Genomic DNA, 23,044 nt, shown 5'->3' on the forward strand with positions numbered 1-23,044 from the left:
AACGGGCGCCCATTTATGCGGCAGCAACTCGTTAATCTCACTTGCCCGCTGCGTCGGCAGCCGCGTCAGCACATCTTTGAGATAAGCATACGGGTCATGCCCGTTGAGCCGCGCAGACTGGATCAAACTCATGATCGCTGCCGCCCGTTTGCCACGGCGTAAAGACCCTGCGAAGAGCCAGCTCTTGCGCCCAAGAGCCCATGGCCTGATTTGGTTTTCGGCCCAATTGTTGTCTATGGGCACGGCCCCTCATCACAGGTACTGCTTTTTCTTGCCGTATTAGGCGCCGTAAATCCGTAAGCGTTTCGGAAACACACCTTGTGAACTCCAGAATTAATGGCGATGGTGTTCGCGTATTTTAAGCGGACGCATGCACCATCTATCATAAGTCTGTGGGCGCCTTGATTCGCCTTGGCCATTTTTTGGATGTGGCCATCTCATCCCAATCAGCCAGGCGAGCGCGTTTTGTGTATGAATAGTACAAGCATAACTCCGCGCCAGATTGATCCTTCATGGATGGAGGGGGCTTAATGCCTCGCACTAATATTGCGAAAATTTCTTCCGAGTCGAGGAAATGCGCTTGAGTTCTTGAAAAGGAAGGCTTCAGCAGTTTACTTATTGCTTTGCAGGCTGTAACAGCCGCATTGGTCGATTGTCTGGTCTCATTTGGAGCAGCGTCCGCATACAAAAGTGTGCTGATCCAGGTCAATACCGCCAAAACTATCCACTTCAATATCTAGCTCCTTCAACAGGTTTTAATTGCCGGCTAACAAGTCTTGGTACGAACATGCCTTGTGTGATTAAAGAGGTCCCACTTATGTGGCGGCAATTGATTGATTTCACTCGCCGGCTGTGTAGGTGGGCGCCTGAACGTCCTTCAGGTAAACATACGATCATTACCATTCTAGGTCGCAATCTGTATAAATTAATGATCGCTGCTGCTGGTTTTCCGCTGCGCAGGGAACCTGCAAAACAAGCGCCCGCCAAACACACCTTGCTTGATTAAACGGGCGCCCATCTGTGCGGTAGCAGTTTGGTAATCTCACTCGCCCGCTGCGTCGGCAGGCGTGTAAGAACATCCTTCAAGTAAGCATACGGATCATGCCCGCTGAGCCATACCGACTCGATCAAACTCGCGATTGCAGCCGCACGTTTGCCACTGCGCAGCGAGCCTGCGAACAACCAATTCGAGCGGCCAAGAGCCCAGGGCCGAATTTGATTCGCACACACGTCGAGAGTCACACAGAAACCTTGCGCGTTTAACTGTCGAACCCGCGCCAGGGCTTCGCCTAGCGTGGCACCAGCAATGTAGCGGCGGGAGATTTTTTGGATAATTGCGCGCGGAATCAAAGGGATGGCACGAGCCATCAAAGCGTTAAAAAGGTGCATATCAATACCCGAGACGAAAAACAGCAAACTTCCGCTTCTTCGCGCCAAAGCGTCGAAAAACCACGGACGAAGCAAAGCCGCCACTCCTTTTTTGAGAGCAGCATGAAGCAGAGTCACAGTCGTATGCGTCAGCGCATAACGGCAGCGTCTACTGCGAGCTTCAGTTCATCAATGGGGGCCAGGCGGCGACGTGCATGTTTTCTTCTTCAGGTGCTTGTTAACGTCAATGTTGTTGAAGTCCTCTGCCCCAGTACTGCCCACGCTTTTTGTAGCGCTTAGAGGTAACACGCGTGACTGGACGAACAGACGCGCCTCGCGCCCGCCAGGCCCGTCAGATAATCACGCGCTACGAGCGGACGACTCCGCCGAATAGATGACGGTTTGCGCGCTGTTCGCCGCAACGGTTTGCCGGGTGAAGTAGGTGTCGCCTTCGTCGGTCAGAATCTCATAATCGACTTTTTGCGTGCTGCTGGCGTGTTTGATGATTTTCAGCACGCGCTGGAATTTCACGCTTTGCGTGCCGTTCTGGTTGGGCCCGGTCAGTACATTCACGCTTTGAAACCATCCGGCGTGTTGCTTGTTGCTCACCAGCGCGTTGGTCATCGCCTCGGACCGCTCCAGGCGGGTGAAGCCCCACAGCGTCTGCTCCTCGACGGTTGCGTCGGGGGTGGCGGCGCCGGTAAACACGAAGATATTGATCGTCGGGCTGTCTTCACAAAAGAAGTCATACGGGACCAGGCCATCGACCATTTTCCTGCCGGGCACAAAGCCCTTTTTATGCACCTGAAACATCGCCACCTCCGCTCAAACAATGGCGACAAGTCTAATGAGCGGCGACGTACAGGGCGGTCAAGCCAATGTAATGTCGTGTAAAGATCGCGCGTTGTGCAGGTTGACCTCCACGGTCAGCCCGCCGCCTGACTCATTGCGTGCCGCGATGCTGCCGCCGTGCATCTGCACTGCCCGCGCGGCGATGGCCAAGCCCAGGCCAAAGCCGACGCTGGCATATCCGATTCGCACGCCGGAGAACGCGGATAAACAGGTGTTCCAGTTTTCCATGGGCCAGACGTTCTGACCATTTCAGCGGGTTAACGCGCTGCTCGCCGTCGCGGGATACCGGCGTTATGTTTTATCGCCTGGCTCCGATGGGGCCTCGGCGACGGTTGCGGATTCGCGAGGCACATACGGTTCTGGAATAGAGGGTGCGAGTGGGCGCCGTGTGAGGGCTGACCGGGACTTACCGCGAACTTTCTCTTCCCACTTGGCACGCTCCCGAGGGATGTCTTCGATCGGGATTTTCCTGTCCGTGCGCCTAAGTGCGATCAGTGCCACCACCAATACGGTTACGACAGCCGAGGATAGAATATCTAAAAGGTCCATGTTTCTTTCCGGTAGCCGTTGGCCGGCGATGGCTTGACTTCGTTGATGGTAGTTCGGCGAAGCAGAAAATTACTTTCCGATCGTTGTAAGAACACTATTCCAGGTTGTTTGTTTTCCTTAGTTGCGTAGGCGTTACGCCAAGTTTGCTGCGCAGGACACGGGTCAAATGTGCCTGATCTGAAAACCCACAATGATAGGCAATTTCCTTAATCGACAGTGTGCCGCTGTACAGCATTCGCTTGGCCCGTTCGATGCGCTGTTCGGTAACAAAGGTGTGTGGCGAACAGTCGAACGACTCGCTGAATTTCCTGGAAAACGTCCAGACGCCCAACCCTACGGCATCGGCCATTTCGTCCAGGCGTATGGACTCCTCCAGATGAGCATCGATGAACTCGAGCAAGTACTTTTTTTGTTGTTGCGACAGCCGCCCAGGCGCACTGGACTCTTTAAAGGTGACACTGGCGTAATGCCGTAGAAGGTGAATGGCCAACTGCATGCTCAAGGCTTCCACATACAATGCGCCACCAATCCCACGACTTCTTACTTCATTGGTAATTGCGCCGACAATAGCCGTGAGGATCGTGTCTTGGGTACGGAGCAGATCATGCAGGCGCACCTCTTCAATCGGACGCTCCATAACATCCATGGCCACACGAGACATCAGCGCATTGGAAAGATAGAGATGAGAAACATCAATGTCTTCTGTCCAGTTCCAATGGGAGTCCTGTGACATCGTAAGCAGGGAAATATCGCCCGGCGCGCAAGCGGTACGTGTCCAGCCCTCATCCACACAACGATCCATCGGTGTGTGGCCGCCAAAGTAATAAACGATCATGAAATGATCAAGGGGTGGAATGAGGACGTCCTGACCTTTATATCGATATGAGCGTTGCTGCATATCTTTCCATCCGAGTTCTTCGCTTGAGCTGAGAACTACGCCTGGCACCCACTTGAGAAGTTCCTTTGGGGTAATGACGGTCGGCATACTTGAAGTCTCACTTGAGGGCCGTTACCCTGGCTCTTATTGCGCTCCTACGCAAATTTGAAAGCACTCGAGAGATGGCCGTGGAGTATTGTTTTTATTAGTATTTACAGCTCACCAGAATACTAGCATGGGATGAACAGTGTCGAAAAAAATATCCAACGTTATGCGACTTAAGTGATTATAAAAAACCGAACACAGGGATTAAATGGCTATAAAGCGTGACCGAGATGATTTGCATGGGTTGAGGGTTGCGAACGTTTCCCGTCCCGCTAAAAAAACGGCCACCGCCGGGCGGCCGTAAAGGGGCTGCGAGAAGTGATTCTCGCAACGGAGCGACGCCTGTCAGGCCAACGCCCTGGTGATGTCTTCGCTGATTATCCTGGCGTAGTCGGTGTTGCTCAGTGACTTAGAATACGTAAAGCAATCGAAGATTGACGCGAGACTCTTCCTTGAAGCCATTTTCAACTGAAAGGTCTCGCCCCAATGTCGCAAGCAACTGAGCTTTTGGCGTCACGAAATAAGACCCGCCCAGCATTATTTTTGCTTGACGGCTTTCATCTTCCAGTTCGGTTCCGTCAACTTTCCTCTGCCCACCCCATAGCCGGGAATAACCGACATGCATAGCCGCGCGCTCACTGAACATGTACCTGATGAATCCTTGCATCTGATACTGCGGGTCCTGCTTCAGCGTCAGGTCGCGGGAGGAATAACGATCGTTGTCGCCGAAAAAAGTCACGTCAGCGACGAAATCCAGAATGACGCGGCTGCCGATGCCGTGCATGTATCCGCCCTGCAAGACATACTTCCATCGGTTCTCCCCAATATTCAACTCTTTATTCTTGTTGTAGTCGCCTATTGGCAAAAAAAGATATTGAGTGACGGCCAATGCGCGGTTTGTTGAAGGGTCCTGATGGATCCAGACCGCATTGGCCAGAATCGGATCGCCCATTCCGCTTTCGCTGCCCATGCCTTTTATATCGCCACCGGCCGACAGGTGGCCAAAAGGCAATAGCAGTTGGATATTCGTCAGGACGCCTGCAAACGCTTGATAGCTGACCCCCCTCAGAATACTGACATCCGAGTACAGGTTATATTTGTCGCTTAACTGATTGCCGCGCACGTAATAATCATGGCGTTCTGCATGCTGTAAATACAGCAGCCCAAGCTGTGTGCCGTCTGGCATTGGCGTATAGTCGCCAGGATCGACATCCAGTGCGTGGCACACAATCGGTAGTTGTAGACCAAGCATTAAAGTCGCCAACTGAAACGCATGCATAATTCGGCAGTGGCTATTGTTTTTCCTCAGGCAGTCGACGCTAGCATCAGAACTCGACTTGAGCGTATTGGGCGCGAGCAAAGCATGTGCTGTTGTTATTGTTTTCATCTTCAACCCTGTTTTTTTAAAATTGTTCTGGGTCTAGCACAGGTGTCCTGTGCTATTTTTTTGAAGCTTGTTTCAATATGTCGGGGACGAAAGCAGCTCTGCCAGATGGGCGTCCAGTTGATTGAGCATTTGCGTATCGGTGCCAAAAAGTCCGAGATGACCGTCGATTGATTGCAATGGCCTGAACTCGCTGTTCGGGATCATTTTCTGCTCCGACAGACAATCGTCCACGGTAAAGAACTGGTCATGTGAGATGGGCATGACATAGGTTTTCGCTCGGATTCGCCCCAGGGCCGTCGCAAGATCACCGCCCGTGTTTCGACTGACATCGCCCCGCTGCCATTTCCAGGCCATGGTCAGGAGGTTGTTAGGGTCCATTGCTGCAAAGTAGTTCGTCATAAAGCTGTCGACGAATACCTGCATCGACTCGAAACCCAGCGCCTTATGCCGCTCGGCGCGGAAGAACGCGGTACTCCAGCCCATCAATGTCCAAACTTTCGCGTGGCGCTTGATCCCGGCCGCCACTGCCGCCGATGAGCCGTATAAGCCGGCCCGGAAGGCCGGATCGGTGGTTATCGCATCAATCAGTATTTCGCTGAACAGGAAGTCATGTTCGCTATTGCGCGCGGTGCCCGCTATGGCTGCGGCGCGTTTGACAAAGTCTGGATAGCGCACGGCCCACTCGTAGGTTTGCTGCGCGCCCATCGATCCCCCGACCACTAACGCCAGGCTCTCGATGCCAAAGTATTCGGTGAGCAATGTGTGCTGGGCACTGACGTCATCGCCAATTCTGACATTCGGGAACCCAGGGCCAGCCAATGAACCGCCGGTGTTACTCGCAGAGCTGGAAAGACCGTTACCGATCTGGTTGACGACGATGATGCAGTATTTCGCAGGGTCCAGCGCCCGCCCTTCGCCGATGTAAATCTGCTCCATCGCCTTGCTTGTGCCGGAATACCAAGTGGGAACCAGTATGGCGTTAGTCTTGTCGGCGTTCAGGGTGCCATGTACGGCTACGGCCAGCTGACATTCAGGAATGCACGAGCCTTCTTCAAGCTGAAGCGCTCCGATGTTGATCAGTTCAAAAGGACCGTGATGTTCCTGGGAGTAATAGTTGTTCATTTCAGGTTACCTCGAATATCGAGCTGTCACGGCGCAATAGAGAGTCGGAGTGACAGCTGCAATCAATGAGCAGTCGTTCGACCTCAAGCCATTTCAAAGCCTGGGTAACCCTGTGCGGCTATTTCGTCGCAGCGGCGATGATAATTACCGACGCCGCCGATATACGATACAAGTCGGCGCGGTTTTCCATCGACGTTGGAGCCCATGTACCAAGAGTCGGTTTTGACGACCAGGGTCTTCGCCGCCGTCTCGTCGTGATGCTGTACCCAGTCGTCCTCGAACTCTTTGGAGGCTTCCACGACTTGTTTGCCGTGCTGGATGGCAAACTCAATGCATCCGGTGATCCAGTCCACCTGCTGCTGCAGGCAAGTGGTCATGTTGCAAAGTGCCGCCGACGGTGCCAACGGCGCACCGGTGGTGAACAGGTTGGGGTAGCCATGGATCTGCAGCCCCATCGATGTACGGATTTCTTGTTTCCACTGCTCCCTCAACGACCGGTTATCGCGCCCTCGAATGTCGATCCGGCTGAGTGCGCCGGAACCTGCATCGAAACCCACGGCCAGCACGATGATGTCTACCTCGTGAATCTTTCCATCCGCGGTCTGGATCCCCTCCGGCACAATGCGCTCGATCGGCGACTGCTTGCAGTCGACCGCCTCGACGTTGGGTTGCAGATAGACTTCAAGGTACTTGCTTTCCAGCGGTACGCGATGGGTGCCAAAGCCATAGTCGGTCGGGATCAGCAGGTTGCAGAGATCTGGCCTCGACTGCAGGCGCTCACGCATCTTGATGCGCACGAACTCCGACACGACTTCATTGACCTGTTCGTCAAAGAACATCTCGGGAAACGACGCCAGCCACATGGCCAGAGAGCCATCCTCCCAGAGTTGTTCAAGCACGGCTTGTCGCTCGTCGGGGGTTTTCTCGGCCCAGGGGCCGGCGTCGAAGTCATAGTCGAAACCGGCAAAGGTCTCTCGCACGCGCTTCTTGAGCTGGTGGAATTGGGTGCCCCACTTTTCCCAGTCTTCTTTGCTGTACTTAGGGTTCCTCATCGGAATCACATACTGCGGGGTACGCACGAAGACCTTCATCGATCCCACCGCCGGAGCGATGGTCTGGATCACCTGAATACCAGTGGCGCCAGTGCCTACCACGGCCACGCGCTTGCCGTTGAAGTCCACGGGGTCTTTTGGCCACAGGCCGGTGTGATAGATCTGACCGTTGAAGTCGGTTTGGCCGGGGAACCGATCGGACAGCGGAGCGGACAGCATCCCGCAGCAAGAGATCAGATATTGCGTATTGATCGTTTCGCCGGCCTCGGTTGTCACCCTCCAGTGCCCGCTCTCTTCGCAGAAGTGCGCGGCAGCGACGCGGGTGTTGAACTGGATATCTTTCTTGAGGTCGAGCCGATTGGCGACGAAGTTCAGCCACTGCTCTGTTTCGGGCTGAGCCGGGAAACGCTCGGTGGGTTGCCAGGACTTATAGAGTTCTTCAGAGAACCAGTACTGATAAATTTCTGCCTGAGAGTCAAACCGCGCACCGGGGTAACGATTCCAATACCATGTGCCGCCCACTCCGGAAGCCGTATCGTAGGCGCGGACCGTCAAGCCCATCTCACGAAGTCGATACAACTGGTAGAGGCCAGCTACCCCTGCACCAATCACCATTGCGTCCAAGTACGTGACTTTGCCGTTTTCGGCAGACACAGCGGCGAGTTTAGATTGAGCACTCATTTTGAAGCCTCATATTGTTATGTTTATATTTGCCTTTACTTACTTGCTGCCAGGCAATGCTTAAGGCACGGATAAACGATAACAACCGAGGCGCGTTTTACTCTTGAAGGAAATGGTGAATAGCTTGAACAATCCGGTGCGATTAACCGGGCTTCGTCGAGGCCTACACCAGATCGGAAGACCCGTCTGATTGAGGCCCCCGCGAGCTCCCGCTAGAGCGCATCCGACTCGCGGCTGGCAACCTGTATCACCTCACATGGGCGACTCTTGACCCACAGCCCAAACTCTTTCATTACCGCAACGACCGGTTCCAACCGTCGCCCGTCCACGGTGAATTCGTACTCAACCGTCACGGGCACGGTGGGGAATACCGTCCGTTTGACCAGCCCGGCTTGCTCAAGGGCGCGCAAATCGAGGGTCAGCATGCGTTGCGAAATAGCCGGAATGTCGCGCCTCAGCGCATTAAAACGCTTCGGCCCATCGAGCAGGTAGGACGCAAGAAGCAGGCGCCAGCGGCCACCCAACAAACGCATCGCTTCTTCGACCGAGCAGCCGGAGATGTTGTCTTTCATGGTCAGAGTCCTGGCCGGGTGTAGGTATATTTTTTGTACCTATACTACAAAATAGTGCGTTCTTCCTATTTTATACCGGGCATCTAGAATCAGCTGAAGCGCGCTCTCCATTGGATTGACAGCGCTCCCCCTGTTCTGGAGTTTGCCAATGAAGTTGTACTACATCCCCGCGTCTTGCTCGCTTTCGCCCCACATCGTTCTGAATGAATTGGGTCTCGATGCCACGCTGATCAAGGTCGATCACAAGACGCACCTTACCGAATCGGGCGCCAACTACTTCGAGGTCAACCGTCTGGGCTACGTACCCGCCATCGAGCTGGACGATGGCACGCTCCTGCGTGAAGGCCCGGCAATCGTGCAGTATTTGGGCGACCTGAAGCCGGCGCTTGGGCTGGTTCCCGCTCATGGCACCCTCGATCGATACCGACTTCAGGAATGGCTGAGCTTCCTGTCGTCTGAGATTCACAAGGGCTACATTCCACTGTTGTACGCCACACTCGCAGGTCAATACGTCGAGACTGCCAAGCCAAAGCTGGAAAAGCGCTTCGCCTGGATCGACGAACAATTGAGTACCCGTCCATACCTCATGGGCGATGCCTTCACGGTGGCGGATGCCTATCTGTTCGCATTGACCGGCTGGGGCCAGGCCTCTTGGCTGACCAGCTATTACAAGGCCGACATCCACTTCGAGCACTTGCATAACCTCCGGGCCTGGTATGACCGGGTCAAGGTGCGTCCTGCGGTGCGCAAAGCATTGCGAGACGAAGGCCTTGCGTGAAAGGCCTCACGTGCCGATGTTGCCCCGGTCGGCCTCATCGCTCGGTAACCGCTGCGTCTGCACCGCCAGCACATGCCGAATCGTCGCCAGCACCGCGTCCGGGCTGAGGCTCATTGAGTCGATGCCAATCGACACCAAAAACTCCGCCATCTCGGGATAATCCGACGGCGCCTGCCCGCAGATTCCCGAGTGTCGGCCGTTACGCTTGGCGCCTTCTACCGCCAGGCGAATCATCTGCTTGACGCCCGGGTCGCGCTCATCGAAATCGAAGGCGACGATTTCCGAGTCGCGGTCCACGCCGAGCGTCAACTGGGTCAGGTCGTTGGAACCGATCGAGAAGCCGTCGAACAGTTTGGCGAACGCGTCGATCTGGATCACGTTGTTGGGTATTTCGCACATGATGTAGACCTCCAGCCCGTTTTCTCCGCGCTGCAGGCCATGGCTGGCCATGGTCGCCAATACCCTTTCGCCCTCCGCCACGGTGCGGCAAAACGGGATCATCAACTTGATGTTGGTGAGGCCAATGTGTTCGCGCGCCCATTTCATCGCCGCGCACTCCAGCGCAAACCCTTCGGCATAAGCCGGATGGCTGTACCGGGACGCGCCGCGAAAACCGATCATCGGGTTGTGTTCTACCGGCTCGAAATACTGCCCACCCAGCAGGGTCGCGTACTCATTGCTCTTGAAGTCGCTCATGCGTACCACGCACGGTTTTGGATACACCGCTGCGGCAATGGTGGCGACGCCTTCGGCCAAGGTCTTGATGAAAAAATCCGTAGGGTCTGCATGCGCGGCGCTCAGCACGGCGATTTTTTCACGGGTGGCGTCATCCAGCTTTTCCGGGTGGACAAGGGCCATCGGATGGACCTTGATGCATTCATTGATGATGAACTCCATGCGCGCCAGACCGATACCGTCGACCGGCAGCGAGGCCAGGCTGAAGGCCTGGTCGGGGTTGGCCAGGTTCATCATGATGTGCGTGTCGGGATGCCCGAGTTGGCTGAGGTCCGTTTCCTCGACATCAAAATCCAGGATGCCGTCGTAGACCGTTCCGATTTCGCCTTCGGCGCAACTGACGGTCAACAAGGCGCCGGTTTTGATTGTCGCTGCCGCATTGGTGGCGCCCACGATCGCGGGAATACCCAGCTCCCGCGCCACGATGGCCGCGTGGCAGGTGCGTCCGCCGCGGTTGGTCACAATCGCGGCGGCGGTTTTCATCACCGGTTCCCAATCCGGAGTCGTGGCTTCGGAAACCAGCACTTCGCCCGGTTGAAACTCGCTGAGCTGTTTCACGTCGTTGACGATACGGGCCTTCCCGGCACCGATGCGGGTGCCGACCGCCTTCCCCTTGAGCAGCACTGGCGAGCGTTGCTTGAGGTGATAGATCTGCAGCACGCTGCCTTTTTTCTGCGAGGCCACCGTTTCGGGGCGCGCCTGGACCATATACAAGTGGCCATCGATCCCGTCTTTCGCCCACTCCATGTCCATGGGTTTGTAGAAACCGGCTTTGCTCGAATAGTGGTTTTCAACCTTGATGGCATAGTCAGCCAGGACCATGACGTCCCCGTCCGAGAGGCAAAAGCGCGTTTGTTCTTCGTCGGGTGTTTCGATATTCGCGGTGTACTCCTGCGCGATGTTCCCGGTATTGAGGGTATCGGTAAACACCATCTTCTTTTCTTTGCTGCCCAGGCTACGCTTGAGCACGCCACGATAACCGGCGACGAAGCTGGGTTTGTGTACGTAGAAACTGTCCGGGGCCAGCGCGCCCTGCACCACATTCTCCCCAAGCCCCCACGCGGCGTTGATGAACACGACATCCTTGAAGCCGGTTTCCGTATCCAGGGAAAACATCACGCCGCTGGCCCCGAGATCACTGCGCACCATTTTCATGATGACGACGGCGAGATCGACTTTGAAGCAATCAAAGCCGTTGTCGTATTTGTAATGGATCGACCGATCGGTGAAGTTCGAGGCCAGGCAACGCTTGTAGGCATCGAGCAGCGCATCTTCATTGGCGATATTGAGATAGGTCTCGTTCTGCCCGGCAAATGAGGCCTGCGGCGAGTCCTCGGCGGTTGCCGAGGAGCGCACGGCCAGTGAAAGGCTGTTGCCGTATTCGCGCTTGAGCTGGGCGTAGCTGTGCAGTATCGCGCTCTTCAGGTCTTCCGGCAGCGTACAGCCATACACAATCGCCCGCGCCCGTTTGCCGCGGGCTTGCAGGTCCTTGATGTCGTTGGGGTCGAGGCCGTCGAGCGCGGCATGCAGCGGCGCCCACGCCTTGTTGTGCTCAAGGACATAACGGTACGCGTCTGAAGTAACGGCAAACCCGTTGGGTACGCGGATGCCCTGGCCTGTCAGGTTCTGGTACATTTCTCCCAGCGAGGCGTTCTTGCCACCGACCTGTGCGACGTCGTTGATACCCAAGTCCTTGAACCAACGAATGTGCGGCTGTGAATGGGTCACGATATCTCTCCATTGAGTGAGGGGACCGCCAGGGATACCCGATTGGCCTTCAGCAATCGCAGATACAGGGCGCTGTAAGGCTTTATGGCTTGGTGCCAATCGAACGGCTTGCGCATGGCGCGGCAGCGCATTGCATTGAGCAGTTCAGGGTTGGCGAACACCTTGATCGCCCGCGTCAGTGCTGCCGCGTAGCTTTCCACGGTGGGTTCCTCGAACAGAAAACCGCTCACGCCATCTTCGATCGTGTCGGCCAGCCCACCGGTATTACGGGCTACCGGTAATGAGCCGAAACGCTGCGCATACATCTGGCTCAGGCCGCACGGTTCATAGCGCGACGGCATGAGCAGGAAGTCACTGCCGGCAAACATGCGCCTGGCATCCGTTTCGTTGAAGCCGATAAGCACACCGACCTGGCCCGGGAAGCGCTGGGCCAGCTCCCGTGCGGCCTCCTCTTCCTGCGGTTCGCCACGGCCGATGATGGCGATCTGCCCGCCCTGCCTGACGATGTGCCCGGCAACGCCAATGGTCAGATCCAGGCCTTTCTGGAAGACCAGACGCGATACCACCGCGAACAGAGGCCCCGTCGACGGCTCGAGATTGAACAACTGGCGGACATAGTGGGCGTTCACCGCCTTGCCGAGCCAATCGTTAGCGGCAAACCGGCAGATCAAGTGCTCATCGGTTTCGGCGTCCCAACTGGCATCGATACCATTGGCAATGCCGCTGAGCAGCCCTTGTTCGGCTTTGCTTTGCAGAAAGCCGTCCAGGCCGCAACCGAATGCTGGCGTGGTGATTTCCCGGGCGTAGGTCGCGCTGACGGTGGTGATGTGGTTGGCATAGGCCATGCCGGCCTTGAGTAACGAGAGCTTGCCGTAGAACTCCATACCGTCCGAGGCCAGCGCGTGCTCGGGGATGCCCAGTTCGCGCCGGGAACCGCTGCTGACCATGCCTTGATAGGCAAGGTTATGGATGGTGAAAATGCTCGGCGTGGCCTGCCCACGCCAGCGCATGTACGCCGGCGCGAGGCCAGCCGGCCAATCATGCGCGTGTACCAGCTCCGGACGCCACTGGCACTTCACCGCGCCTGCGGCGAAGTCGGCCGCGGCCAGGCCGAGACGGGCAAACCGGATATGGTTATCCGGCCAGTCACGGCCATTGTTATCCCCGTAAGGAGTGCCTTCACGCTCATACAGTTCAGGACAGATCACCAGGTAAATGACCAGGCCATCCGTCATGTCCATCCGCCCGATCTTGCACGCCGGCAATGCCGCATGGCCCTCCAGCTCGCTGATCACATGGACCGGATTTCCACTGTTGAGCACTTGCGGGTAACCCGGCATCAACACGCGCACATCGTGCAGGGGATGCAGGGCCCGGGGCAATGCCGCCGATACATCGCCGAGCCCGCCGGTTTTCACGAGGCCGGCCAATTCCGAGGTCACGAACAGGACCTTGGCCCTGACCGCCACGCTGGTAATGGGCAGCGAAACCGGCGCTAGCGCCAGCGGATCAACAGTCGAGGTAACCCATTCACTGACCGGCAGGTTGAAACGTTCAGCCTGCGGGGAAATGGCGGCTGTGCCCATGATCCTTTTCCTTTTTGTTGAGTCGAGAGTGCGGGAAGACGGTTAAGTCGGTCGCATGAGTATCTGGGGTTGCTCCCGATGGCCTCTGATCTTTATCAACAAATGCGCTTTGCTGCCGCGTGGGACAGCGCCCGTTGCAATAGGTGATGCTCTCGGTGTTCACCGTTCTTCTGCTATTGGCCGCCAGGCTTTACCCCGGTTTGGCTCGCTGACAATAGGCGCATCGCAGCTCAACGCTGCCACGCAATCAATGGGTTTTCCGCTGGCAGAAAGGCATCCGTGTGCCAGGCGCGAACCCTCGGAGTGTAGTGCTCCAGCGGGCGCGTGGCGGCGACCGAAATGGAATAGATATAACCCTGGATGGCACCCGGAATCACATCGACGGCTTTCATCAGCAAGCACTCGGCGGGGTACTCGTCGCACAGGCCGCCATAGAGTTCCACCTTGACCCACAGAGGCGAGATCTCACCCAAATAGACCGGCACGCGAACGCACAGGCAGTCGCCATCGCGATGCCCCTCGACCGCGCCGAAGTGAATATTGTCCCAGGCCGCCCTCAACGCCTTCTGCCAGGCATGGAGCGTGCGCGCCAGTGCCGCGTTATCCTCGCGGCGGCGTCGAAACGCCTGAATCGCCGGTTGGTAAAGATGCTCCAGGTATTCCTGCAGCATGCGATTGCTGCTGTAGTACGGCCCCAGCTGCGACATGCTGGCGCGCATGCGTTGCACCCAGTCGCGTGGAATACCCTGTGCATCGCGTGAATAGAACGTGGGGACGACCTCGTTTTCCAATAGGCCGTACAAGCGTTCGGCGTCGACGTCGTCATCGCTCGGCGCGTCATCCCCGATCGCCCAGCCATAGGCGGGCTGGTACGCTTGCGCCCACCAACCATCGAGTTCCGAGAGGTTCAACCCGCCGTTGACGAGCACCTTCATGCCACTGGTGCCGCAGGCTTCCCAGGGCCGACGCGGGGTGTTGATCCAGACATCGACGCCTTGCACCAGGTGTTGGGCCATTTCCAGGTCGTAGTCTTCCAGGAACACCACATGCCGGCGCAGCCCCGGGCGATGCACGAAGTCGAGCCATGCCTGGATCAGTTGCTTGCCGCGCTCATCGGCGGGATGAGCCTTGCCAGCGATGAGCAGTTGTACCGGATGCTGCTCGTTGGTTAACAGCCGCGCCAGGCGGTCGCTGTCGTGCAGCAGCAGGTTCGGGCGCTTATAGTCGGTGAAGCGTCGCGCAAACCCGAGCGTGAGGCAGTTGGGGTCAAACACCTGCCCGCCCTCCGCCACCTGCTGCGCCGACTCGCCACGCTGCTCGAGCTGCCAGGCCAGGCGCTTGCGCGCATAGTTCACCAGGTCGCGCCGTTGCTCGGCAGCCATGTTCCACAAGGCCTCGTCGTCATTGTTGGCGACCGTCGCCGGCAGCAACTCGACTGCGCCGCGCCAACGCTCCTTGCCGCAGCTTGTGGTCCACAGATGATCGGACCACATTGAGTCCCAGGACGGCACATGCACACCGTTGGTGACATGCCCCACCGGTATCTCTTGAACAGGCCAGCGGGGATACAAATCGCTGAATAGCCGTCGGCTGACCTCGCCGTGCAAGCGGCTCACACCATTGGCTTGAGCGCACCCACGCAGCGCCAGAAAAGCCATGTTGAAGGGTTCATCCGCGTCCGACGGATTGCGTCTGCCCAACGCCAGCAACTCGTGCGATGTGAGGCGGCAGTCGTCGAGATAGCCGCGGGCATACTTGAGTACCAGTTCCGCGGAAAACACATCGAAACCCGCAGCCACTGGCGTATGGGTCGTAAACACGTTGCCTGCCCGCGTCGCCCACCAGGCTTCCTGGAACGATGTGCCCTTCTGATGCATGAAGCGCCGGGCACGCTCCAGCACCAGCAGTGCAGCATGACCTTCGTTGAGGTGGCACACATCGACATTGATCGCCAACGCTTCGAGTGTGGCCCAGCCGCCGATGCCAAGCACCACTTCCTGCAGCAAGCGCATCTCCGAACCGCCGCCGTACAACTTCGAGGTGATGCCACGGTCGCTGGCGCCGTTGAGCAGGTCATTACTGTCGAGCAGGTACAGGCTGGTACGCCCGACGATGGCCTGCCACACGCGTAAATACAGAGTCCGGCCGGGAAGTGCCAAGGGGATTTTCAACCACGCGCCGTCCTGTCCAAACGTCGGCTGGATCGGCAGGCTGGTGGGGTCGTTATAGGGGTAGGCCTCCTGCTGGCGCCCCATCGCGTCGATGGATTGTCGAAAATAGCCTTCCTGATAGAGCAACCCCACCCCGAGCACCGGTACGCCCATGTCGCTTGCCGTCTTCAGGTAATCCCCGGCCAGCACACCGAGCCCGCCGGCATAAAGCGCCAGTGCCTCGCTCAGGCCGAATTCCATGCTGAAGTAGGCGATCTGCTTGGAATCGCCGGCGCTTGTCTGCTGCGCATACCAACCCGGCTCGCTGAGGTAGTGCCGATGCTCTTCGATGGCGTGCGCGAGGGTTTGCGAGAACGTCGCATCTCGACAGAGTTCTCCTAGCCGGTGCGGCGAGGTGTTCTGCAGTATCAGCCAGGGGTTGTGGGTACGCTCCCACAGTTGCGGGTCGATGCTTTTCCAGAGCTCGTCGAGCGCATGGTTCCAGGTCCAGCGCAGGTTAAGCGCAAGCTCGGTCAATGCGCGCAACTGCTCCGGCAGTTCGCGTGGCAGGAATGCATACACGTCGACACCTCAAGGCGATAGTGGCTAAAGCGCCTCGCTCGAAACCGGCGCCGGCAGCAAGACCAGGCTGTGTCGAGCGATGACGGCATTTTCATCAGTGGCGATGACCCAGGCCGATACCGGGCTGTCCGGCGTCGTCAGGCAGGCTCCGGTGGGCGGGTGCTGGTTGCGGGTTACGCCTAACCAGGCGCAACCGTCGAGAATCCCGTCACGCACGGTGGGTGCATGTTCGCCAATGCCGCCGGTGAACACCAACGCGTCGAGCCCGCCGAGCAATGCGGCCAGCGCGCCGATTTCCTTGACGGCACGCCGTACAAACAACTCAATGGCCTGCGCGGCCCCCTCGGCGTGGCTGGCCAGCAGCGTCCGCATGTCACTCGCCACACCGCCAGAGACGCCCAGCAATCCGGACTCGTGATACAGCAGGTGTTCGACCGCCGCCGCGCTCATGCCGCGTTCGCGCAGCAGGTACAGCACGATGCCGGGGTCCAGGTTGCCCGGGCGGGTGCCCATCAACAGCCCGTCCAGGGTGGAAAACCCCATGGTGGTGCCGCAACTGATGCGGTTACGCATCGCGCACAGGCTGGCACCGTTGCCCAGGTGTGCGACCAAGGTGCGCCCGGCCGCCGCGCGCGGGTCGTAATCCGCCAGGACCCCGGCAATGTACTCGTAGGACAAACCATGGAAGCCGTAACGCCGCAGGCCCGCCTCGCTCAGTGCCCGGGGCAGGCCGTACAAGGTTTCCAGCGGGTCGAGTGTGTGGTGAAAGGCAGTGTCGAAGCAGGCCACCTGAGGCAGCTCGGGATGCTCGCGGGCCATATGGAGAATCGGTGCCAGGCACAAGGGCTGGTGCAACGGTGCCATTGGGATCAGTCGTTGTATCTCGTCAATCAGCGCGCTATCGACCCGCGCAGCCACTTCCCGACGGGCGCCGCCATGGACCACCCGATGCGCCGCGCCGACAATCTGCCATTGGCTGTTGCTGCCCAGCCAACGCATCAGGTTGCCCAGGGAAACTGCGTCCATGCAACTGTCGGCGCGCCATTGCTCCTGATGTTCGGCCTCGGATCCTGGGGCCTGGTACGCCAGCGTTGCCCTGCCCTGGCGCACTTCAATCATGCCGCTGCCCAGGCAATGGACCGTGGGTGCCGCCACGAAGTAAAGGGAAAACTTGAGGGTTGAAGAGCCCGCATTCAGCACCAACAATGCCGGGCAAGGGGCATCCTTCATGCGCGGCTCCACAACGCCGGGGAATCCACGGCCTGACGGGAGCCGCCAAGCAGTAACCGTAATGCTCGCATCATGGGCCGCCTCGACACTCGATGAGGTTACAGGGAACCTTGCCCCAGGTTGGCCTTATCCTGGCATCCACGGGGCGCGGCTGCTTGACCTTCCTCAATAAAATGTTCCCGTTACGGTTCAGCGCTTTCCTGGCGCATCAATATCATCGACGAACAACACTTTGGCGTTTAACGACGAAAACACCCGCGGGAAAATTTTTTTTGAAAAACAATTCAATCAGTTAAGTATTGCGACTGATCCGCAGACACTTACATCTGATCTAAATCAACCAGACCCAGCCCCTTCGCGCAGAAATTAGATGCAGCAGTCGCACCCTCGCATTCGACGGTGCAGATACTCACGTTTTCGTGGAGGCTCGTCATGGCTACGCATCTGCAAGGCTCTCAACCGATCGTCCCGCCGGCTGTCCAACCCGTGGCAGGCAGTCTGCGCAAGGTAGAACCCAAGCGCTTGTCGCTGAGCTTGTTGATTGCCCTGGTGGTCGGTTCGATGATCGGCAGCGGCATTTTCAGCCTGCCGCAAAACATGGCCGCCAGTGCGGGCGCCGGTGCGATTCTGATCGGTTGGTTGATCACCGGCGTCGGCATGCTGTCGCTGGCGCTGGTCTATCAGACCCTGTCCAACCGCCAGCCCGCGCTGGACAACGGTGTGTTTGCCTATGCGCGTGCGCTGGGTGGCGAATACCTGAGCTTCAACTCCGCCTGGGGTTATTGGATCAGTGCCTGGATCGGCAACGTCAGTTACCTGGTGATCCTGTTCGCTGCGCTGAGTTACTTCTTCCCGGTGTTTGGCGAAGGCAATAACAAGGCGGCGATCGCCGGTGCGTCCGTGGTGTTGTGGGCGTTGCACTGGATGATCCTCAGGGGCTTGCGCACCGCTGCGCGGGCCAATGCGTTGACGACGGTCGCGAAGATCGTGCCGTTGCTGTTGTTCATCGGCCTGGTGATCGCCGCGTTCCAGCGTGAAACGTTCACTGTCGACTTCTGGGGCTCGCCGGCGTTGGGCAGTACGCTCGATCAAGTCAAAAGCACGATGCTGGTTACCGTTTGGGTGTTTATCGGGATCGAGGGCGCCAACGTGTTTTCTGCCCGTGCGGCGGAGCGGGCCAATGTCGGGCGGGCCACGGTGATCGGTTTTGTCATCACGTTGTTGCTGCTGATTTCGGTGTCCTTGCTGTCGCTGGGGGTGCTCAAACAACCGGAACTCGCCGCCTTGAAGAACCCCTCGATGGCGGGCGTGCTGCAGGCCGCGGCCGGGCCATGGGGCGCAGTGCTGATCAGCATCGGCCTGATTGTTTCGGTCGGCGGCGCCCTGCTCGCCTGGACGTTGCTGGCGGCCGAGTCGGTGTTCACGCCCGCCAAGGAAAAGGTCATGCCTGTCTCGCTGGGCGTGGAAAACACCCAAGGCGCGCCAGCCAATGCGCTGTGGCTGACCAACGGCTGCATTCAATTGTTCCTGCTGCTGACCTTGTATTCGAGCGCTACCTATCTCGCGCTGATCTCCCTGGCCACCTCGATGATTCTATTGCCGTACCTGTTCAGCGGCCTGTATGCGCTGAAATTGACCTGGAAGGGTGACACCTATGCCGGCCACCGCGCCCTGCAATTGCGCGACATGGCCATCGCGGCCGTCGCCACGCTGTATTGCATGTGGTTGCTCTATGCCGCCGGGCCGAAATATATGCTGCTCAGCGCCCTCCTCTACGCCCCGGGCTCGTTGATCTACCTGGGCACCCTGCGCGCCCGTCAGGGACAAGCGCTCAGCGGTCCCGAGACCGGCCTGTTGATCATCATCTGGGCGGCCGCGGCCTATGCCGGCTGGATGCTGTGGTCGGGGACGCTGACCTTGTAACGATGGGCTTGCCCCCGTGTTCTGTCCTGGCAGGCCGCGCAGAGGCCGTTCTGCTGCCTGCCTTCTATCTGAAGAGGAGTACCGAAAGATGAGCAATTCCGCAAAAAAAATGCCGGTCACTACCGAACATAAATCCGACCAGCATCCCATGACGACAGACCTGTGGCGGCCGCTGGAAAAACTGCGGCAACAGGTGGACCACCTGTTTGATGATTTCAATCTCGGTTCCGGCCTGTCGCCCTTCAGCCGGGGGCTGTTCGACGTTGAACCGTTCTGGCGTCGCGAGCTGATCGGCCATGGCATGCCTGCCGTGGACATCACCGAGAAAGACAAAAGCTACGAGATCACCGCCGAAGTACCCGGCATGGATCAGAAAGACATTGAGGTCAAACTGTCCAACGGCAGCCTGATCATCAAAGGCGAGAAACAGGAGGACAAGGAAGAAAAACGCAAAGGCTACCACCTTAGCGAGCGTCACTACGGTTCCTTCGAGCGGGTGTTCAACCTGCCCAAAGGTATTGATGCCGATAAGATCGACGCGAGTTTCAGCAAAGGCGTGCTGTGCATCTCGTTGCCGAAAAAGCCAGAAGCCATGAAAGCGGATAAAGTCGTGCCGATCAAAGGCGAATGAATCCCAGGCTGCACTGCCCCTTGGCGGGAAACCGACAAGGGGCTTTTTTTATCTGCAGTGGTTCAACGCTTCATCCCCGGAAAATATCGAACAGCTCGATCTTCAAGAGCGTGCGAATGCGCAGGTAACGCCAGCCGAACGTCAGCCTAAGCCACATGTTCAGCGGCAGTCCGCTACGCGAAGAGATGATAGTCGGGGAAAACCAAGCCAATGCTGTTGAGTCGACGCGCAGGTGCCAGATGTGCTGCCTGGCAGGGGTGGTTGCAGGCCTGCGGCTGTCTTGCAGCAAACCCGACGACGTGTCGGGTGCTGCAACCGTTCACTACTTGCGGCTGGCTTTTTCGAGCATCCGGCTGGCGCGCTCATTGGCCTGGTCGGCAGTCTGTTGCGCCTGATTGGCCGCCATCGCCGCCTGCTCCGCTTTCGAGTAGGCTTCATCGGCTCTGGCGCGTGCCGACAGCGCAGTGCTTTGAGCAGCCTCCAGGCGTGCATCCAGTTCTTTGGCCGGTTTGTTACTGCAACCAGCCGATAACGCGAGGAGGACGCTGAGCAACACTACGGGTAAACGCATATTCATGGGTATTCTCCTTGAGGGTCGTAGCAGGAACGCTCCGGCTACGGTTCAAGTATCCGGCGCCGTCGGTGCGGGGCTCTGATTTTTGTCAACTTTCGACCAAGAATCAGACCGAACCGTCAGTTCCCGGCGCCTTGCGAACGCCCGCCTGCCATAGCGGCCAACAACGACTTCAGCGCGCTCAGCGAACGGGTATTGAGTACATCGCCCTTTTCCAGCCAGGCACGCCGGGCTTGCGCGACGCCGTAGCGCAAGTACGCAAAATCCGCGGTGCGCTGGGCATCCGAATTGATGCTGATCAGCACGTGTTGGTCTTTGGCGTATTGGCATTGAAGATCGAACAGGTCCATGCGCTGGGGTTGCGCGTTGAGTTCCAGGCAGCAGCCGCGTGCAGAAGCGGCCCTGATGACGGCCGACAGGTCCATGTTCAACGGCGCGCGCTGATTGATCAGGCGACACAGCGGGTGCGCCAATAGCGTGAAATAGCGATGATCCATGGCCCTGAGCAGGCGTTGCGTCTGTTGCCGCAGCGTCAGGTTGAAATGCGTGTGGACCGCGCCCACCACAAGGTCCAGGCGAGCGAGAACAGCGTCTGGCAGCCCCAGGCTGCCATCTTCCAGAATCTCGACTTCAACGCCCTTGAGCAAGGTGATGCCGCGCAGGCGGGCGTTGAGCGCATCGATCTGGTCGATCTGCTTCAGCAGCCGCTCGCCGTCCAGGAAATGATCGGTGATCGCCAGGTATTCCAACCCGGCTTGCTGCGCGGCCAGTGCCATCTGTTCCAGGGTATTGGCGCCATCCGCGTCGCAGGTGTGCGCGTGCAAGTCACCCTTGAGATCACTCACTTCCACCAGCCTGGGCAAACGCCCGCTGAGTGCCGCCGCGACCTCACCGCGATCTTCGCGCAGCTCCGGCGTGATCCACGGCAACCCCAGGGCCTGATAAACCGAGACCTCCGTGGCACCCGCCAGGCGTTCCTGGCCCTTGAACACGCCATACTCGTTGAGCTTCAGGCCCTGTTCCCGCGCCTGCTTGCGAATCGCAATGTTGTGCGCCTTGCTGCCGGTGAAATACACCAGCGCGGCGCCCCAGTCCGCGGGCTTGACCACCCGCACGTCGACTTGCAGGCCGGAGTCCAGTACGACACTGGCCCGCGTGCGGCCTTTGACCAATACGGTGGACACCTCCGGGTGCCTGATCAGGTGCGCCGTGACCGCCACTGCGGGCGCTGCTGCCACCAGGATGTCGATGTCGCCCACGGTATCGCGCATGCGCCGCAGACTGCCGGCCAACCTCGCGTCCTCGACCCCGGGCAGTTGATGCAGATACTCGATCAACTGCAGCGCCACGGGCTCGACAACGCCCAGCGGCAACCGGCGATCCTTTCCGAGCCCCTTCCGCGCGGCGCTCAATAAGCGCGCCTCGAGCCTTTCGCCAAAACCGGGCACATGGCGGATGTGGCCCTGCTCGGCGGCCTCGCACAGTTGCTGCGCGGTTTCGATTCCCAGGCCGTGATACAGGTGTTTGATGCGTTTGGGGCCGAGGCCGGCGATGGACAGCAGTTCAACCAGCCCAGGCGGCAATGTCGAGCGCAGGCGCTGCCGCAGCGCACAATCCCCGGTGCTGGCGATTTCACTGATCTTGGCCGCCAGATCGACGCCGATGCCCGGCAGTTTCGGCAAGGTTTCCCCACGCGCAATGAGCGGCGCCAACTCGACCGTCAGCGCCCTCAGCGTGCGCGCCGCAACCCGATAAGCACGGATGCGAAACGGGTTGGCGTCATCGATTTCGAGCAGGTCGGCGATATCGTCAAACACCGCGGCAATGTCCTCATTGCTCACCGCCTGCGAGCGCTTGACCGCAGACGTCGGTGTGCTGGGTGCCTGCGGTGCGGCCGTGAGCTTCATGGCCCCAGCCTGGCCATGTAATGCGCGACTGCCTCGGCATCGGCGTCCGACAGTGTGTGCGCAATCTGGCTCGTCAGGTCACCGCGCTCACGCAGGTCGGCCTGTTGAAACACCTGGATCTGGCGAATCATGTACGCGGCATGCTGGCCTGCCACGCGTGGGGTCTGGCCATGGCCCCGGCCCTCGGCGCCATGACAGGCGCTGCACTGAGCGATGCCGGATTCCGGCACGCCGTGGCGAAAGATCAATTCGCCCCGCGCGTCAGGCGTTTCGGCTTCAGCCTGCATGGCCGGCTGTTTTGAATAGTAGTCCGCCAGTTCAGTGATCTGCGATTCGGTCAAATGGGTAAAGCCCCACATGTATTGAGTCGAGGCTTTATCCATGCGCGTATGGTTTTTTAAATCCGTCAACTGCTGCTTCAGGTAGTCTTTTTGCTGGCCGGCCAATTTGGGAAACAACGGCGATACCGACTCCCCCGTCAGCCCGTGGCACAGCGAACACACGTCGTTTACCAAGGCCAGCGCGGGCATGGACGCGGTTTTTTGCGATGCCCGGTCGCGGGTGTCGGTACAGCCCACAAGGGCCACCACACAGAGGGCAAGCGTCAGGTGTGATCGATTGATAGAGCACCTCATATCACAAGCCTCCATGAGCC

16 protein-coding genes and 3 pseudogenes are annotated in these 23,044 nt (G+C 58.5%); 3 read left to right on the plus strand and 16 right to left on the minus strand.

Annotated elements, in window-relative coordinates:
* The 9 genes and pseudogenes from RGV59_RS21130 to RGV59_RS21175 form a co-directional block, all read right to left on the minus strand.
* Positions 1-249, minus strand: a pseudogene (locus RGV59_RS21130) (transposase domain-containing protein); the annotation flags it as partial.
* Positions 250-1,002: 753 nt separating this feature from the next.
* Positions 1,003-1,221: pseudogene (locus RGV59_RS21140) on the minus strand (transposase domain-containing protein); the annotation flags it as partial.
* 507 nt (positions 1,222-1,728) lie between these two features.
* Positions 1,729-2,181: a hypothetical protein gene (locus RGV59_RS21145; RefSeq protein ID WP_126585261.1), complete on the minus strand. Its 453-nt coding sequence runs from the start codon at positions 2,179-2,181 to the stop codon at positions 1,729-1,731.
* A 57-nt stretch (positions 2,182-2,238) separates the two neighbouring features.
* Positions 2,239-2,394 (minus strand): annotated as a pseudogene (locus tag RGV59_RS21150) (ATP-binding protein); the annotation flags it as partial.
* A gap of 469 nt (positions 2,395-2,863) precedes the next feature.
* Entirely contained in the window at positions 2,864-3,754 is an 891-nt protein-coding gene (locus RGV59_RS21155) for a helix-turn-helix domain-containing protein (RefSeq protein WP_102618224.1), read from the minus strand.
* A gap of 406 nt (positions 3,755-4,160) precedes the next feature.
* Complete coding sequence (locus RGV59_RS21160; protein ID WP_260473860.1) at positions 4,161-5,138, minus strand: transporter; 978 nt, start codon at positions 5,136-5,138, stop codon at positions 4,161-4,163.
* 72 nt (positions 5,139-5,210) lie between these two features.
* Entirely contained in the window at positions 5,211-6,260 is a 1,050-nt protein-coding gene (locus RGV59_RS21165; protein ID WP_126585262.1) for an alpha/beta fold hydrolase, read from the minus strand.
* Between the two features lie 83 nt (positions 6,261-6,343).
* On the minus strand, positions 6,344-7,993 hold the full coding sequence (locus tag RGV59_RS21170) for a flavin-containing monooxygenase (RefSeq protein ID WP_126585263.1): 1,650 nt from the start codon (positions 7,991-7,993) through the stop codon (positions 6,344-6,346).
* 212 nt (positions 7,994-8,205) lie between these two features.
* Entirely contained in the window at positions 8,206-8,565 is a 360-nt protein-coding gene (locus tag RGV59_RS21175; protein ID WP_126585264.1) for a winged helix-turn-helix transcriptional regulator, read from the minus strand.
* Positions 8,566-8,713: 148 nt separating this feature from the next.
* Between RGV59_RS21175 and gstA the strand changes: the two genes are divergently transcribed.
* Positions 8,714-9,343, plus strand: a complete 630-nt coding sequence (gene gstA / locus RGV59_RS21180; protein WP_126585265.1) for a glutathione transferase GstA — start codon at positions 8,714-8,716, stop codon at positions 9,341-9,343.
* Positions 9,344-9,349: 6 nt separating this feature from the next.
* Here the strand turns inward: gstA and ppsA are convergent, their stop codons facing one another.
* The 4 genes from ppsA to RGV59_RS21200 all read right to left on the minus strand — a co-directional run bounded on the left by ppsA (position 9,350) and on the right by RGV59_RS21200 (position 17,354).
* A complete protein-coding gene (gene ppsA, locus RGV59_RS21185) occupies positions 9,350-11,806 on the minus strand; it encodes a phosphoenolpyruvate synthase (protein ID WP_046489571.1) in 2,457 nt (818 codons plus the stop codon).
* A complete protein-coding gene (gene glgA / locus RGV59_RS21190; protein ID WP_126585266.1) occupies positions 11,803-13,392 on the minus strand; it encodes a glycogen synthase GlgA in 1,590 nt (529 codons plus the stop codon). Before glgA ends, ppsA begins: the two co-directional genes overlap by 4 nt.
* A 230-nt stretch (positions 13,393-13,622) precedes the next feature.
* On the minus strand, positions 13,623-16,124 hold the full coding sequence (glgP, locus tag RGV59_RS21195; protein ID WP_126585267.1) for an alpha-glucan family phosphorylase: 2,502 nt from the start codon (positions 16,122-16,124) through the stop codon (positions 13,623-13,625).
* Between the two features lie 24 nt (positions 16,125-16,148).
* Positions 16,149-17,354 (minus strand): acetate/propionate family kinase, encoded by a 1,206-nt coding sequence (locus RGV59_RS21200; protein ID WP_126585268.1) that lies wholly within the window; start codon positions 17,352-17,354, stop codon positions 16,149-16,151.
* Between the two features lie 432 nt (positions 17,355-17,786).
* Between RGV59_RS21200 and arcD the strand changes: the two genes are divergently transcribed.
* The gene (gene arcD, locus RGV59_RS21205) at positions 17,787-19,277 is read left to right on the plus strand and encodes an arginine-ornithine antiporter (protein WP_052735791.1); all 1,491 of its coding nucleotides are present in this window, start codon (positions 17,787-17,789) and stop codon (positions 19,275-19,277) included.
* 88 nt (positions 19,278-19,365) lie between these two features.
* On the plus strand, positions 19,366-19,908 hold the full coding sequence (locus tag RGV59_RS21210; protein WP_017845784.1) for an Hsp20/alpha crystallin family protein: 543 nt from the start codon (positions 19,366-19,368) through the stop codon (positions 19,906-19,908).
* 322 nt (positions 19,909-20,230) lie between these two features.
* Here the strand turns inward: RGV59_RS21210 and RGV59_RS21215 are convergent, their stop codons facing one another.
* The 3 genes from RGV59_RS21215 to RGV59_RS21225 form a co-directional block, all read right to left on the minus strand.
* Entirely contained in the window at positions 20,231-20,485 is a 255-nt protein-coding gene (locus RGV59_RS21215) for an Lpp/OprI family alanine-zipper lipoprotein (protein ID WP_017845783.1), read from the minus strand.
* 116 nt (positions 20,486-20,601) lie between these two features.
* On the minus strand, positions 20,602-22,389 hold the full coding sequence (polX, locus tag RGV59_RS21220) for a DNA polymerase/3'-5' exonuclease PolX (RefSeq protein WP_126585269.1): 1,788 nt from the start codon (positions 22,387-22,389) through the stop codon (positions 20,602-20,604).
* Positions 22,386-22,919 carry a c-type cytochrome gene (locus RGV59_RS21225; protein WP_167331348.1) on the minus strand — a complete coding sequence of 178 codons (534 nt, stop codon included), beginning with the start codon at positions 22,917-22,919 and terminating at the stop codon, positions 22,386-22,388. Before RGV59_RS21225 ends, polX begins: the two co-directional genes overlap by 4 nt.
* Positions 22,920-23,044 lie beyond the last annotated feature (125 nt).

Source organism: Pseudomonas sp. FG1 (assembly GCF_034313875.1).
Taxonomy (GTDB): Bacteria; Pseudomonadota; Gammaproteobacteria; order Pseudomonadales; family Pseudomonadaceae; genus Aquipseudomonas; species Aquipseudomonas veronii.